This window comes from Allobosea sp. NPDC055353 (assembly GCF_053644975.1).
This window is the reverse complement of sequence record NZ_JBSHMC010000002.1, coordinates 1,248,256-1,261,871: the sequence shown is the minus strand read 5'-3', so window position 1 is coordinate 1,261,871 and position 13,616 is coordinate 1,248,256. Positions and strand designations below refer to the sequence as shown.

Sequence of the window (13,616 nt, the reverse complement as noted above, 5' to 3'; positions counted from 1 at the left end):
GCTCAATCGGAAGCGGTCCTGACGATGCTGGCGATTGACGATCTCCAGAGTCCTGTTCCGATCCGGATGCAGCGTGCACACGGGCAGGCCAACGTCAGCTTCCGCACGCGCGACGGCCGCACCTGCCTCGACCGGCTCTTCCAGGAGGGCTGTGCGAAACTGCGCTTCCCGCGCCCACTTGGAACCGACGATCCGCAGGCGATCATCATCAATACGGCGGGCGGGCTGACCGGGGGAGACCGCTTCGGCACCGAGGTTAGCCTTGCTGTCGGCGCCGCTGCGAGCGTCACTACCCAGGCCTGTGAGCGCGTCTATCGCTCGACGGGTGCGGATGCCGTCGTGACCAACCGCCTGAGGCTTGCGGCCGGCGCCCGGCTCGCCTGGCTGCCGCAGGAGACGATCCTGTTCGAAGGTGGGCGGCTGTCGCGGTCGCTCGACGTCGATCTCGCCGGCGATTCCGAACTTGTCGCGGTCGAGGCGATCCTGTTCGGCCGGCAGGCGATGGGCGAGACCTTGCATAGCGGCCATCTGCACGATCGCTGGCGCATTCGCCGCGACGGCCGGTTGCTCTTTGCGGACGACCTGCGCGTCGAGGGCGATATCAACGCCCGGCTCGCGCCGCAGCCCGCCATGGCCGGCTGCCGGGCCATGGCCACGGTGCTCTTCGCCGGCGCCACGCCCGAGCGCTTTCTGGAACAGGCCCGATCCATCATCGGACCGAACGGCGGCGCCAGCGCCTGGAACGGCAAGCTTCTCGCGCGGCTGGTCGAGGAGACCGGGCTCGCGCTCCGGCGGCGGCTGGAGCCGCTGCTCACCCTTCTCCTGGGCGGCCGTCCGCTGCCCAAGGTCTGGCAACTCTAGGGACTGACGCGATGAACCTCACACCGCGCGAGAAGGACAAGCTCCTGATCTCCATGGCGGCCATGGTCGCCCGGCGCCGGCTCGAACGCGGCGTCAGGCTCAACCATCCCGAGGCCATCGCCCTGATCTCGGATTTCGTGGTCGAAGGCGCGCGCGATGGCCGCAGCGTCGCCGAGCTGATGGAAGCCGGTGCGCATGTCGTCGGCCGCGAGCAGGTGATGGAAGGCGTCGCCGAAATGATCCACGATGTGCAGGTCGAGGCGACCTTCCCCGATGGGACCAAGCTCGTCACCGTCCACCAGCCGATCCGCTGAACTGTCCGACATAGAGGCTACCATGAAGAGATTGTCGATTGTCCTCATCCTGAGCCTGGGTGCCGCGAGCCCGGCCTTCGCCCATCTCAATCCGGCCGAGCACGGCTCGTTTGCCGCCGGCTTCTCGCATCCGCTTTTCGGGGCGGATCATATCCTGGCGATGGTCGGCGTCGGCCTCTGGGCCTTCCTCGTCGGCGGGCGCGCCATCTGGGCGATTCCCGCGGCCTTCATCGCCACGATGATGCTCGGCTTTGCGGCGGCGCTTGCCGGCATCGGCCTGCCTTTCGTCGAGCCGACGATAGCGGCGTCCGTCGTGGTGCTCGGCCTGCTCGCGCTGGTCGCCCTGCAGGTCCCGGTCGCGGTCGGGATGGTCGTGGTGGGCTTCTTTGCGCTGTTCCACGGCTATGCTCACGGTGGCGAGCTCGGCGAGGCGACGAGCCTGTCCTTCGTGACCGGTTTCGCGTTGGCGACCGCGCTGCTGCATGCCGTGGGCCTCGGCATTGGCCTCGCCGGCAACGCGCTCTCGCATCGCGGCCGGATCGCGGCGCGCATCGCCGGCGGCCTGACCGCGCTCGGCGGGCTCTGGCTGGTCGCGGGAGCCTGAGACATGATCCCCGGAGAGGTTTTCTCCGCTGCCGGGGACATCGTCCTCAACGCAGGCGCGGAGCAGATCACGCTGCTCGTCGCCAATACCGGCGACCGACCGATCCAGGTCGGCTCGCACTATCATTTCTTCGAGACCAACGAGGCGCTCGATTTCGATCGCGCGCGCGCCCGCGGCATGCGGCTCGACATCGCTGCAGGCACGGCCGTGCGCTTCGAGCCCGGTCAGCAGCGCGAAATCCGCCTCGTGCCGCTGGGCGGTGCACGCGCCGTCTACGGTTTCCAGCAGAAGGTGATGGGGACACTCTGATGCCGGCCAAGCTCTCCCACGCCGCCTACGCGCAGATGTATGGGCCCACGGTCGGGGACCGGGTCCGCCTTGCCGATACCGAGCTGATCATCGAGGTCGAGAAGGATTTCACCGTCTATGGCGAGGAGGTGAAGTTCGGCGGCGGCAAGGTCATCCGCGACGGCATGGGCCAGAGCCAGGCGAGCCGGGCCGAGGGCGCGGTCGACACCGTCATCACCAATGCGCTAATCGTCGACCACTGGGGCATCGTGAAGGCGGATGTCGGCCTGAAGGATGGGCGGATTGTCGCCATCGGCAAGGCCGGCAATCCGGATACGCAAGCCGGCGTCACCATCGTCATCGGCCCCGGCACCGAGGCGATCGCGGGGGAGGGGAAGATCCTCACCGCCGGCGGCGTCGACGCGCACATCCATTTCATCTGCCCGCAGCAGATCGACGAGGCGCTGATGTCCGGCGTCACCACCATGCTCGGCGGCGGCACCGGCCCGGCCCACGGCACGCTGGCGACGACCTGCACGCCCGGCCCCTGGCATCTCGGCCGGATGATCCAGTCCTTCGACGCGGTGCCGATCAATCTCGGCCTCTCCGGCAAGGGCAATGCCTCGAAGCCTGCGGCCCTGATCGAGATGATCGAGGGCGGCGCCTGCGCGCTCAAGCTCCATGAGGACTGGGGCACGACCCCGGCCGCGATCGACAACTGCCTCAGCGTCGCCGACGACCATGACGTTCAGGTCATGATCCATACGGATACGCTGAACGAGAGCGGCTTCGTCGAGGACACGGTCTCGGCTTTCAAGGGCCGCACCATCCACGCCTTCCATACGGAGGGCGCCGGCGGCGGCCATGCGCCTGATATCATCAAGGTCTGTGGCCTGCCGAACGTCATCCCGTCCTCGACAAACCCGACGCGGCCTTACACGAAGAATACCATCGCCGAACACCTCGACATGCTGATGGTGTGCCATCACCTGTCGCCCTCGATCCCCGAGGATATCGCCTTCGCCGAGAGCCGCATCCGCAAGGAGACCATCGCGGCCGAGGATATCCTGCACGATATCGGCGCCTTCTCGATCATCTCCTCGGACAGCCAGGCCATGGGCCGTGTCGGCGAGGTGCCGATCCGGACATGGCAGACCGCGCACAAGATGAAGATCCAGCGCGGGCGCCTGCCTGGAGAGACCGGCGACAACGACAATCTGCGGGTGCGCCGCTACATCGCGAAATACACGATCAATCCGGCGATCGCGCAGGGCCTCTCGAAACATGTGGGCTCGATCGAGGTCGGGAAACGGGCCGATCTCGTGCTCTGGAACCCGGCCTTCTTCGGCGTGAAGCCGGAGATGGTGCTGGTCGGCGGCATGATCGCGGCCGCGCCGATGGGCGATCCCAACGCCTCGATCCCGACGCCGCAGCCGATGCATTACCGGCCGATGTTCGGGACCATGGGTCGCGCGCCGGCCGTCTCCTCCGTGACCTTCGTCAGCCGGGCGGCGATCGCGAGCGGCCTCAAGGAGAGGCTCGGCGTCGCCAAAGGCATGGTCGCGGTCGAGAACACGCGCGGCGGCATCTCCAAGGCCTCGATGATCCTCAACGACGCGACGCCGCATATGGAGGTCCACCCCGAGACCTACGAAGTGCGTGCCGATGGCGAGCTCCTGACCTGCGAACCCGCGACCGTGCTGCCGATGGCGCAGCGCTATTTCCTGTTCTGAGGTTTAGCCATGCTCCGCGCCGTTTCCCATAGCCATGGCGGTGATGACCAACCCGCCGGCACCATCCGGCTCGACCATGCGGCGCGCCATCTCCGCCGCAAGCTCGTCACCACGGATCAGGGCGAGGAGGTCATGGTCGACCTGCCCGAGCCGGTGCTCTTCGCCGATGGCGATCGGCTGGTGCTGGAGGACGGCCGCACGGTGACGATCGTCGCGGCAGAGGAGGAACTCTACGAGGTGCTTCCCGGCCGCGCTTGCCCGTTGCGTCATCTCGCCTGGCATCTCGGCAACCGGCACCTGCCGGCGCAGATCGACGAAACCCGCATCCTGATCCAGCGCGACCATGTCATCCGCGCCATGCTGGAAGGGCTCGGCGCCTCCGTCCGCGCGGTCGTCGCGCGCTTCCAGCCGGTTCATGGCGCCTATCACGCCCATGGGCATGATCACGGGCACAGTCCCGCTCATCATCATGACCATGGCCATGGGCACGGCCATCACCACCATCATGACTGAGACTGCCGCACTCGCGCGCCTGATGACATGGCTCTCCCCGGCCTTTCCGGTTGGGTCCTTCGCTTATAGCCACGGGCTGGAGCGAACGATCCACGACGGATTGATCCGAGATCGGCAAAGCCTGCGCGAATGGCTGGAGGCGCTGCTGGAGCAAGGATCCGCCTGGAATGACGCCGTCCTGCTAGCCGAAGCCTGGCGCGAGACCAGCGCTGGTGAAGAGATCACCGACGTTGCGGACCTGGCCGAAGCGATGGCCGGCTCGCGCGAACGTCACATGGAAACGACGCTGCAAGGCACCGCCTTCGTCGATGCGATGAGCTCATGGAGCGGCGAGCCGCTGGCTGGTACGGACAGGCCGATCGCCTACCCCGTGGCTGTCGGCTCCGCCGCGGCCCGCCATGGCGTCGGGCTCGCCGATACGCTCACCGCCTATCTTCACGCCTTCGCCTCGAACCTCGTCCAGGCCTGTGTGCGGCTGGTGCCGCTCGGCCAGCGCGACGGGGTGGCGACGCTCGCCGCGTTGGAGCCGGTCATCCTGCGGACGGCGCAGCATGCCGCCACCTCCACGCTCGACGATCTCGGCTCCTGCACCATCCGCGCCGACATTCTCTCGATGAACCACGAAACGCAGTATTCAAGGGTCTTTCGCTCGTGAACTCCCCCAATGGCCCGCTCCGGGTCGGCATCGGCGGCCCGGTCGGCGTCGGCAAGACCACCCTCACCGAAAAGCTCTGCAAGGCGATGCGCGAGCGCTACTCCGTCGCCGTCGTCACCAACGACATCTTCACCAAGGAGGACGAATTGATCCTCAACCGGCTGCAGGCCCTGCCGGAAGAGCGCATCATCGGCGTCGAGACCGGCGGCTGCCCGCATACCGCGATCCGCGAGGACGCCTCGATCAATCTCGCCGCGATCGCCGAGATGCGCCGGCGCTTCCCCGACCTCGACGTCGTCTTCATCGAATCCGGCGGCGACAATCTCGCCGCGACCTTCTCGCCCGATCTCGCCGACCTCACGCTCTATGTCATCGACGTCGCCGGCGGCGAGAAGATCCCGCGCAAGGGCGGCCCGGGCATCACCCGCTCGGACCTGCTCATCATCAACAAGATCGACCTCGCGCCTTATGTCGGGGCCAATCTCGACGTGATGCGTTCCGACACCGAAAAGCAGCGCGCCGGCCGGCCCTTCGTCTTCAGCGACCTCAACCGGCTCACGGGGGTGGGGGAGATCGTTGCCTTCATCGAAAGGAATGGCGGCCTCGTCGCTGAACGAGGGGGCATTTGAGCGAGGGGCCGCCCATGGCGGCTGCAGCTCATGCGGTCGGTGCGATCGCATACGCCCGAAACACGGCCCCATAGAAGCAGCCGGACGCAACGAGAACGAAGCCGTGCCAGATCGCATTCTGGAACGGCAGGCTTTCCCAGACGTGGAAAATGACACCGATCGAGTAGAGCAGGCCGCCTGCCACGATCAACCATAAGGTGGTCGCGGGCAGGAGGCTGACGCTCTCCCAGATCAGGAGACCGCTCCACCCGATCAGGAGATAAAGCGCGATCGACAGGCGATCGAACCGACCCGGCAGGGCCACCTTGATGACGACGCCGGCCGCCGCCGCGAGCCACACGACGGCGAGGAGGGCCTGGGCGAAAATGCTCCCGCTCAGTTTCATCAGGAACGGGGTGTAGGTGCCGGCGATCAGAACGTAGATCGCCGAATGATCGAAGCGCCTGATGAACCACTTGCGCGGCGAAATCGGCCACATGTTGTAGGTCGCCGAGACGATCAGGACTGCGAGGAGGGCCGCGCCATAGATCGAAACGGGAATCAGATCGAACAGCGGAGCGCTGTTGGCGACCTGAACGATCAAGGCTGCGACGGCTCCCAGCCCGAGCGCAACGCCGAGGACATGGATCACGCCGTCGGCCCAAAGCTCGGCGCGCCTGAAGACGAAGCGTCCTACGACGGGAACGTTCACGGCAATTCCTCACGCGTTGGCAGTTTGGGTTGGTTTGGCATGTAGCGGGACCCTGTGTCATCTCAGTGTCGTCGCCTGTGCTGCATCGTCACAGGCCTGCCGGCTCATCAGATGATCCAGCCCCGCCATTTCGCTAGGGCCGGGCCGGCGCTTTTGCGCCTTGGAGAGCGCAGCTGCCTGTGATTACCTCGGCGGCAGTCGAGGGGAGAACGGATGCCGCGCCGTATTGCATTTGGTGGATTTCTCCACGAAACCAACACTTTCGCGCCCAGCATGGCCGGGATGGAGGCCTTCCTGCAAGGCGGGGGCTGGCCTCCGCTGGCGCGCGGCGAAGCGATCTTCGCAGCTGTGAAGGACGTCAATGTCAGCGCGGCCGGCTTCGTCGACAGCGCTCGCGGGCGGGATTGGGAACTCGTGCCGACGCTCTGGTGTGCAGCGAGCCCCTCCGCCCATGTCACGGCAGAGGCCTTCGAGGCCCTCGCCGGCGAACTGGTGGAGCGCATCACCGCGGCGCTGCCGCTGGACGGTGTCTATCTCGACCTGCACGGCGCCATGGTCGCGCAGAATCACGATGACGGCGAGGGCGAATTGCTGCGGCGGGTTCGTGCTGCGATCGGGCCCGACATTCCGCTTGTCGTCAGCCTCGACCTGCATGGCAATGTCACGCCGCTGATGATGGCGACGGCCGATGCGCTCGTCGCCTTCCGCACCTACCCGCATGTCGACATGGCGCTGACCGGCAGCCGCTCGGCCGCGGTGCTGGCGCCATTGATCGAGACGGCCGCCCGCCCGGCCAAGGCCTTCCGCCAGGTGCCCTATCTCATCCCCATCGCCTGGCAGGCGACGGCGATGGAACCCTGCCGCACCATCTATGCGGAGCTCGCCGCGCTCGAAGGCCCGGCCGTGCCGACGCTGTCCTTCCTGCCCGGCTTCCCGGCCGCCGATTTCCCCGATTGCGGGGCGACCGTGCTCGCCTATGGCGCGACACAGGCCGATGCCGACCGGGCGGCCGACGCCGTCCTGGCCCGCGTCATGGCCAGCGAAGCCGCATTCAAGGGCCGGGTGTTCTCGCCCGAAGACGGCGTGGCGGAGGCGATGCGTCTGGCCGAGGCCGCGACGAAGCCCGTCGTCATCTCCGACACACAGGACAATCCCGGCGCCGGCGGCGATTCCGACACGATGGGCATGGCCCATGCCCTGGTGCAGGGCCGCGCCAGGCGCGCCGCCATCGGGGTCATCGTCGACGCGACCGCGGCCGAAGCCGCCCATGCCGCAGGTGAAGGCAAGACCATCACGCTCTCGCTCGGCGCGAAATCCGGCATCCCCGGAGACAAGCCGCTCGATGGCCAATTCCTGGTCGAGAGGCTGTCGGACGGCCGCTTCGTCGCGCCCGGCCCGTTCTACGGGGGATCGCGCATGAATCTGGGCCTGAGCGCCTGCCTGCGTATCGGCGATGTCCGGATCGTCGTCGGTTCGCGCAAGGCGCAGATGGCCGATCAGGCGATGTACCGTCAGGTCGGGATCGAGCCGACCGAGCAGGCGATCCTCGTCAACAAGAGCTCGGTGCATTTCCGGGCCGATTTCGAGCCGATCGCGGAGACGATCCTCGTCTGCGCCGCGCCGGGGCCGATGCCGGTCGATCCGGCCGCCTTGCCGTGGCGCCGCTTGCGGCCCGGCCTGCGGACCTCACCCCTCGGCAAGCCCTTCGCCTGAATCAACCCGCTTTCTGGAGCCGTCATGCCCGCCCTGCCTGAGATCCTGTCCTTCACGGACGAGCTCGTCGCCATCCGCCGCGATCTCCATGCCCATCCCGAGATCGGCTTCGAGGAGGTCAGGACCTCAGACATCGTCGCGGAAAAGCTCACGAGCTGGGGGATCGAGGTCCATCGCGGCATCGGCAAGACCGGCCTGGTCGGCATCCTCCATGGCACCGGCGGGCCCGGCCGGCGCATCGGCCTGCGCGCCGACATGGACGCGCTGCCGATCCAGGAGATCACCAATCTGCCCTGGCGCTCGACCGTTGCCGGCAAGATGCATGCCTGCGGCCATGACGGCCACACCACCATGCTGCTGGGCGCGGCCCGCTATCTCTCCGAGAACCGCGGCTTCAAGGGTACGGCGGTCTTCGTCTTCCAGCCGGCCGAGGAAGGCCTCGGCGGCGCCCGCAGCATGATCGCCGAGAAGTTGTTCGAGCGCTTCCCCTGCGACGAGATCTACGGTTTGCATAATTCGCCCGATCTCGACCCCGGCCAGATCTCGATCTTCCCGGGACCTGCCATGGCCGGCGCCGATTTCTTCGACATCAGGATCACCGGCCGCGGCAGCCATGGCGCGATGCCACATATGGGGCGCGATCCGATCGTGGTGGCGATGAGCCTCGCCAACGCCCTCCAGACCATCGTCAGCCGCAATGCCGATCCGCGCGAGGCCGCCGTGCTCTCGATCACGCAGATCCATGCCGGCTCGGCCTATAACGTCATCCCCGAGGAGGCCGTCCTCGCCGGCACGATCCGCACCTTCTCGCCGGAGATCGGCGCGCTCGTGCGCGACCGCATGCGCGAGATCGCGGCCGGTACGGCGGCGAGCTTCGGCGTCACCATCGAGGTCGACATCCGCAACATCTTCAACGTGCTGGTCAATCACGAGGCCCAGACCGACGCCGTTCTCGCTGTCGCCGCCGAGATCGTCGGCAGCGAGGGCGTGCTGACAGACGGCAAGCCGCTGATGGGCAGCGAGGATTTCGCCGACATGCTGCGCGTCGTGCCCGGAGCCTATGCCTGGGTCGGCCATGCCGGCACCGTGCCGGTTCACAATCCGGCCTATGTCCTCGACGACGGCATCCTGCCGGTCGGCGCGAGCCTGCTGGCCCGGCTCGTCGAAACCCGCGCCGCCGCCTGAGGATCGACAGGATGGATATCGCTACGCTGCCGCTTGACACCGAGGCCCTGCTCGCGGGCCTGCGCCCCTGGATCGAGTGCGAGAGCCCGACCTTCGACACCGCCGCGGTCAACCGGATGATGGATCTCGCCGCGGCCGATACCGCGGCGGCCGGCGCCAGCATCACCCGCATTCCCGGCCCGAAGGGGCTCGGTGACTGCGTGCGCGCCGCGTTTCCGCATCCGCGCCAGGGCGATCCCGGCATTCTGGTGATGTCGCATCTCGATACGGTGCATCCGGTCGGGACGCTGGCGAAGCTGCCCTTCCGCCGCGACGGCGCGCGCTGCTACGGGCCGGGCATCCTCGACATGAAGGGCGGTGCCTATGCCGGGCTGCAGGCGATCGTCGCACTGGCGAAAGCCGGCGTCGCAACGCCGCTGCCGATCACGGTGCTCTACACCTCCGACGAGGAGATCGGCAGTCCGGGCACGCGCGAATTGATCATGGAGGAGGCACGCCGCCACCGCTACGTGCTGGTGCCAGAGCCCGGCCAGCCGGGCGACGGCGTCGTCACCGGGCGCTATGCCATCGCCCGCTTCAACCTTTCGACTGAGGGCCGGCCGAGCCATGCTGGCTCACGCCTGAAGGACGGCCGTTCCGCCATCAGCATGATGGCGAGGCAACTGCTCGCCATCGAGGCGATGACCGATGAGGATTGCACCTTCTCGGTCGGCGTGATCCAGGGCGGCCAGTGGGTGAACTGCGTGCCGACCTCCTGCCGGGCCGAAGCGCTCAGCATGGCCAAGCGCCAGCACGACCTCGACCGCGGCGTCGAGCGCATGCTCGCCTTGTCGCAGCGCGAGGCCGACGGCACCGGCTTCACGGTCGAGCGCGGCGTCACCCGCCCGGTCTGGGAGCCCGACGAAGGCACGATGGCGCTCTACCGCGAGGCGCGCGGTATCGCTGCGGAACTGGGCTGGGAGCTCGGCCATGCCTCGGCCGGCGGCGGCTCGGACGCCAATTTCACCGGTGCGGCCGGAATTCCCTCGCTCGACGGTCTCGGCGTGCTCGGTGCCGGCTATCACACGCTGGAAGAGCATATCGAGGTCGAGAGCCTGGCGCGGCGGACCCGGCTGATCGCCGGGCTGCTCGCGCGCCTGTCGGACTGAGGCAGCGGCCGCGGTTGCGGCCCCCGCCCGGACACAGCACCACGACGAACTTGGCTCCAAGGGGAACGATGCAAGCCGACCGCGTTATCCAGACCATCGAGGCCCATACCGGCGGCGAGCCGTTCCGGATCGTGACGAGCGGGCTGCCGCGGCTGCCCGGCAAGACGATCGTGCAGCGGCGCGACTGGGTTAAAAAAAACATCGACGGTGTCAGGCAGGCGTTGATCTTCGAACCGCGCGGCCATGCCGACATGTATGCAGGCTATCTGACCGAGCCGGTTTCGCCCGAAGCCGATTTCGGCGTCATCTTCGTACATAACGAAGGTTACAGCGACCATTGCGGCCATGGCGTCATCGCCTTGGCGACCGCGGCCGTCGAACTCGGCTGGGTCCAGCGCACCGAGCCGGAAACGCGGGTGGGGATCGACGCGCCCTGCGGCTTCATCGAGGCCTTCGTCGCCTGGGACGGCAGGCGCGCCGCCAGCGTGCGCTTCGTGAACGTGCCGTCCTATCTGGTCCATCGCGATGTCAGCGTGGAGACGCCGACCTATGGCCGGGTCATCGGAGACATCGCCTTCGGCGGCGCGTTCTATTTCTATACCGATGGCCGCCCCTTCGGCCTGACGATCCGCCGGGAGAAGGCCGAGGCCCTGATCCGCTTCGGCGCCGAGGTGAAGGCAGCCGCCAACGCCGCCTTCCCGGTGGTTCATCCGGAAATCCCCGAGCTGAACCATATTTACGGCACGATCATCGATGGCGATCCGCTCGATCCCAAGGCGACGCAGGCCAATTGCTGCATCTTCGCCGACCGGCAACTGGACCGCTCGCCGACCGGCTCCGGCACGGCCGGGCGGGCTGCGCTGCTCCATGCCAAGGGGCTTCTGAAGCGGGGCCAGATTCTGGTCAACGAATCCGTCGTCGGCTCGATCATGACGGGGCGGGTTCTGCGGGAGACCAGATTGGGAGAGATCGACGCCGTCATCCCGGAAGTCTCCGGCAGTGCGCATCTCTGCGGTCAGGCGAGCTGGATCATCGATCGCGACGATCCGCTGCGGCACGGCTTCCTGCTGCGGTAGGGTGTTTGCTAGAGCGTGCTTCATTTTCACGGAAGCAGGTCGTCATCCCGGACCAGCCGCGAAGCGGCGCCGATCCGGGATCCATCGTAAAGCGATGCGCCCTATGATGGATCCCGGGTCAAGCCCGGGATGACCGCGTGGTTCCGTATAAAATCAGCAGCCTCTAGAGCGGTCCGAGATCGCGGACGATCAGGTTGTAGAGTGCCTGCGCGGCGGGAGTCAGCGTTTCGCCGCGCCGCCGGATCAGCGAGACCGGCCGGTCGACAACCGGGTCCACCAGCGGAATCTGGGCGAGATCGGCGCGCAGGTTCTCGACGAGCGAGGCGACGAGGATGGCGATGCCCAGCCCTTCCGAAGCCAGCCCGATCGCGCTGGAGAAATACTCGACCACGAACCTGGTCTTCACCTCGATGCCGGAGCGTGACAACTGAGCCTCCATCAGCAGCCGGTTGCCGCTGCTGCCGCCGAGCGTGATCAGGTCGTGGCCGGCGAGGTCCGCCCAGGCGATGGTCTCGCGCCCGGCCAGCGGATGGTCGTTGCGGCAGTAGACGACGAAGGGATCGCGGACCAGAATCTCGTTGTGCAGGTCCTGCTGGTTCGGTGGCTGGACATGCAGGCCAAACTCGGCCTGGCGCCGGCGCACCGCCTCGATGACGAGCGTGCTGGTCCGGTCGAGGATTTCGACGCGGTTGTTCGGATGCCGCGTGGCATAGCTTCTGAGTATGCGCGGCAGGCGGCCATACATCAGCGAAGGGACCGAGGCGATCGTGATGTCGCCGGTCGAGAAGCGCGACATCGTCTTCAACCGCTCGAACGAGCGGTCGACGGCGTCGAGCATGCGCTGGGCCTCCGGCAGGAATTCGCGGCCGATGCTCGTCAGCGCGACGGTCCGTGTCGTCCGATCGATCAGCTTGAGGCCGACATGGGTTTCCAGCCGCTGGATGCGCCGCGTCAGGCCGGTCTGCGTGACATGCAGCTTCTCGGCCGCCTTGTTGAAGCTGCCGAGCTCCGCGATCTGGATGAAGGCCTCGATGCCGTCGATCGGATGTTTCATGACAAAAGATCATTGATATATGTCATTATTTCAGCATACGAGCTTGGCCGCTTTGGTCAATAGTGTTCCCCGAAAGGCGCCCAACCGCTGCGAAGCGGGATGCGAGGCAGCCGTGAGGAAACGCAGAGATGACCGATACCAGTGCCCGCACCCGCGGCAGGCGCGTGCTTGTCACGCATGATCGTCTGGCCGAGAACGCCATCCAGCTTCTCAACGCGCATGACGTCGACGTCTTCTTCTCGCCGGCCTATGCGCCGAGCGAGCAGGTCGCCGAGCGTGCAGCCGCATTGCAGGTCGATGCGCTGATCGTCCGCCAGGGTCGCGTCGACGAGGCGATCATCGCCGCATCGCCGCGCCTCAAGGTCATCGCGAAGCACGGCGTCGGCGTCGACAATATCGATCTCCAGGCGGCCGCTTCACGCGATATTCCGGTCATCCGCGCCATGGGCTCGAATTCGCGCGCCGTCGCCGAGCACACCATCGCACTGGCCCTGACCCTGCTGAAGGACATCCCGCGCCTCGACATCGCCGTGAAGGCCGGTACCTGGCCGAAGCCGAGCTTCATCGGGCGCGACATCACCGGCACCGTCATCGGCCTCGTCGGCTTCGGTTCGATCGGTCAGCATGTCGCCCGGATGGCGCAGGGCCTCGGCATGACCGTCCTGCTGCACGACCCCCATGCCCGCGCGGCGATCGCGCAGTTCGGCGCGGATTGCGAACGCGATCTCGACAGCCTGGTCGCGGAAGCCGACATCGTCAGCCTGCATTGCCCGCTGACCAACGCCACGCGCGATCTGCTGGACGCGCGCCGCTTCGGCCTGATGAAGCCGACCTCGCTGGTGATCAACACGGCCCGCGGCGCCCTGATCAACGAGGCGGCACTTGTCGCCGCGCTGCTGGAAGGCCGGATCGCCGGGGCGGCCCTCGACAGCTTCGCGGTCGAGCCGCCGGCGGCGGACAGCCCGCTTTGGGCTTTGCCCAACCTGATCGCCACTCCGCATATCGCCGGCGTGACCGCGGGATCGGCCAAGACCATGGCCGAGATCGCCGCCCGGCATGTCATCGCCGTGCTCGATGGAGAAGAGCCGGACGCGGCCAGCCTCGCGAGGTTGACCGAACTCGCTGCCTGAAGATCCGGACCACATACCGGAC

At 67.2% G+C, this 13,616-nt stretch carries 15 protein-coding genes; 13 read left to right on the top strand and 2 right to left on the bottom strand.

What is annotated here, in order from left to right; translation table 11 throughout:
- Positions 1-24: 24 nt before the first annotated feature.
- The 8 genes from ACWIEX_RS19390 to ureG are packed head-to-tail and all read left to right on the top strand — an operon-like array spanning position 25 to position 5,597.
- Positions 25-861 carry an urease accessory protein UreD gene (locus ACWIEX_RS19390; RefSeq protein WP_454034595.1) on the top strand — a complete coding sequence of 279 codons (837 nt, stop codon included), beginning with the start codon at positions 25-27 and terminating at the stop codon, positions 859-861.
- An 11-nt stretch (positions 862-872) separates the two neighbouring features.
- On the top strand, positions 873-1,175 hold the full coding sequence (locus tag ACWIEX_RS19385; protein WP_454034594.1) for an urease subunit gamma: 303 nt from the start codon (positions 873-875) through the stop codon (positions 1,173-1,175).
- A 22-nt stretch (positions 1,176-1,197) separates the two neighbouring features.
- On the top strand, positions 1,198-1,779 hold the full coding sequence (locus ACWIEX_RS19380) for a HupE/UreJ family protein (protein WP_454034593.1): 582 nt from the start codon (positions 1,198-1,200) through the stop codon (positions 1,777-1,779).
- Between the two features lie 3 nt (positions 1,780-1,782).
- Positions 1,783-2,088 (top strand): urease subunit beta, encoded by a 306-nt coding sequence (locus ACWIEX_RS19375; RefSeq protein ID WP_454034592.1) that lies wholly within the window; start codon positions 1,783-1,785, stop codon positions 2,086-2,088.
- Complete coding sequence (ureC, locus tag ACWIEX_RS19370; protein ID WP_454034591.1) at positions 2,088-3,800, top strand: urease subunit alpha; 1,713 nt, start codon at positions 2,088-2,090, stop codon at positions 3,798-3,800. The genes ACWIEX_RS19375 and ureC overlap by 1 nt, the downstream gene beginning before the upstream one ends.
- Positions 3,801-3,809: 9 nt before the next feature.
- Positions 3,810-4,313: an urease accessory protein UreE gene (locus ACWIEX_RS19365; RefSeq protein ID WP_454034590.1), complete on the top strand. Its 504-nt coding sequence runs from the start codon at positions 3,810-3,812 to the stop codon at positions 4,311-4,313.
- Complete coding sequence (locus ACWIEX_RS19360) at positions 4,240-4,968, top strand: urease accessory protein UreF (protein ID WP_454034818.1); 729 nt, start codon at positions 4,240-4,242, stop codon at positions 4,966-4,968. The genes ACWIEX_RS19365 and ACWIEX_RS19360 overlap by 74 nt, the downstream gene beginning before the upstream one ends.
- Positions 4,965-5,597: an urease accessory protein UreG gene (ureG, locus tag ACWIEX_RS19355; protein WP_454034589.1), complete on the top strand. Its 633-nt coding sequence runs from the start codon at positions 4,965-4,967 to the stop codon at positions 5,595-5,597. The genes ACWIEX_RS19360 and ureG overlap by 4 nt, the downstream gene beginning before the upstream one ends.
- 28 nt (positions 5,598-5,625) lie before the next feature.
- Here the strand turns inward: ureG and trhA are convergent, their stop codons facing one another.
- The gene (gene trhA, locus ACWIEX_RS19350; RefSeq protein ID WP_454034817.1) at positions 5,626-6,294 is read right to left on the bottom strand and encodes a PAQR family membrane homeostasis protein TrhA; all 669 of its coding nucleotides are present in this window, start codon (positions 6,292-6,294) and stop codon (positions 5,626-5,628) included.
- Positions 6,295-6,501: 207 nt separating this feature from the next.
- Here trhA and ACWIEX_RS19345 point away from each other — a divergent pair, with 207 nt between their 5' ends.
- From ACWIEX_RS19345 to lhpH, 4 genes are all read left to right on the top strand, one after another.
- Positions 6,502-8,001 (top strand): M81 family metallopeptidase, encoded by a 1,500-nt coding sequence (locus tag ACWIEX_RS19345; protein WP_454034588.1) that lies wholly within the window; start codon positions 6,502-6,504, stop codon positions 7,999-8,001.
- A gap of 24 nt (positions 8,002-8,025) precedes the next feature.
- Positions 8,026-9,186: a M20 aminoacylase family protein gene (locus ACWIEX_RS19340; protein WP_454034587.1), complete on the top strand. Its 1,161-nt coding sequence runs from the start codon at positions 8,026-8,028 to the stop codon at positions 9,184-9,186.
- An 11-nt stretch (positions 9,187-9,197) separates the two neighbouring features.
- Complete coding sequence (locus ACWIEX_RS19335) at positions 9,198-10,334, top strand: M20/M25/M40 family metallo-hydrolase (protein WP_454034586.1); 1,137 nt, start codon at positions 9,198-9,200, stop codon at positions 10,332-10,334.
- A gap of 68 nt (positions 10,335-10,402) precedes the next feature.
- Positions 10,403-11,410: a trans-3-hydroxy-L-proline dehydratase gene (lhpH, locus tag ACWIEX_RS19330; RefSeq protein ID WP_454034585.1), complete on the top strand. Its 1,008-nt coding sequence runs from the start codon at positions 10,403-10,405 to the stop codon at positions 11,408-11,410.
- Positions 11,411-11,573: 163 nt separating this feature from the next.
- On the opposite strand, the gene ACWIEX_RS19325 is transcribed toward lhpH, so the two are convergent.
- On the bottom strand, positions 11,574-12,464 hold the full coding sequence (locus tag ACWIEX_RS19325; protein WP_454034584.1) for a LysR family transcriptional regulator: 891 nt from the start codon (positions 12,462-12,464) through the stop codon (positions 11,574-11,576).
- A gap of 128 nt (positions 12,465-12,592) precedes the next feature.
- Here ACWIEX_RS19325 and ACWIEX_RS19320 point away from each other — a divergent pair, with 128 nt between their 5' ends.
- Positions 12,593-13,594: a hydroxyacid dehydrogenase gene (locus tag ACWIEX_RS19320; protein ID WP_454034583.1), complete on the top strand. Its 1,002-nt coding sequence runs from the start codon at positions 12,593-12,595 to the stop codon at positions 13,592-13,594.
- The last annotated feature ends 22 nt before the right edge of the window (positions 13,595-13,616 follow it).

Bases quoted from the DNA above. Each gene is read 5' to 3' on its own strand.
- ACWIEX_RS19345 (WP_454034588.1), top strand. From the start codon at position 6,502: ATGCCGCGCCGTATTGCATTTGGTGGATTTCTCCACGAAACCAACACT.
- ureC (WP_454034591.1), top strand. From the start codon at position 2,088: ATGCCGGCCAAGCTCTCCCACGCCGCCTACGCGCAGATGTATGGGCCC.
- ACWIEX_RS19390 (WP_454034595.1), top strand. From the start codon at position 25: ATGCTGGCGATTGACGATCTCCAGAGTCCTGTTCCGATCCGGATGCAG.
- lhpH (WP_454034585.1), top strand. From the start codon at position 10,403: ATGCAAGCCGACCGCGTTATCCAGACCATCGAGGCCCATACCGGCGGC.
- ACWIEX_RS19335 (WP_454034586.1), top strand. From the start codon at position 9,198: ATGGATATCGCTACGCTGCCGCTTGACACCGAGGCCCTGCTCGCGGGC.
- ACWIEX_RS19385 (WP_454034594.1), top strand. From the start codon at position 873: ATGAACCTCACACCGCGCGAGAAGGACAAGCTCCTGATCTCCATGGCG.
- ACWIEX_RS19380 (WP_454034593.1), top strand. From the start codon at position 1,198: ATGAAGAGATTGTCGATTGTCCTCATCCTGAGCCTGGGTGCCGCGAGC.
- ACWIEX_RS19340 (WP_454034587.1), top strand. From the start codon at position 8,026: ATGCCCGCCCTGCCTGAGATCCTGTCCTTCACGGACGAGCTCGTCGCC.
- ACWIEX_RS19365 (WP_454034590.1), top strand. From the start codon at position 3,810: ATGCTCCGCGCCGTTTCCCATAGCCATGGCGGTGATGACCAACCCGCC.
- ACWIEX_RS19320 (WP_454034583.1), top strand. From the start codon at position 12,593: ATGACCGATACCAGTGCCCGCACCCGCGGCAGGCGCGTGCTTGTCACG.
- ACWIEX_RS19375 (WP_454034592.1), top strand. From the start codon at position 1,783: ATGATCCCCGGAGAGGTTTTCTCCGCTGCCGGGGACATCGTCCTCAAC.
- ACWIEX_RS19360 (WP_454034818.1), top strand. From the start codon at position 4,240: ATGATCACGGGCACAGTCCCGCTCATCATCATGACCATGGCCATGGGC.
- ACWIEX_RS19325 (WP_454034584.1), bottom strand. From the start codon at position 12,464: ATGAAACATCCGATCGACGGCATCGAGGCCTTCATCCAGATCGCGGAG.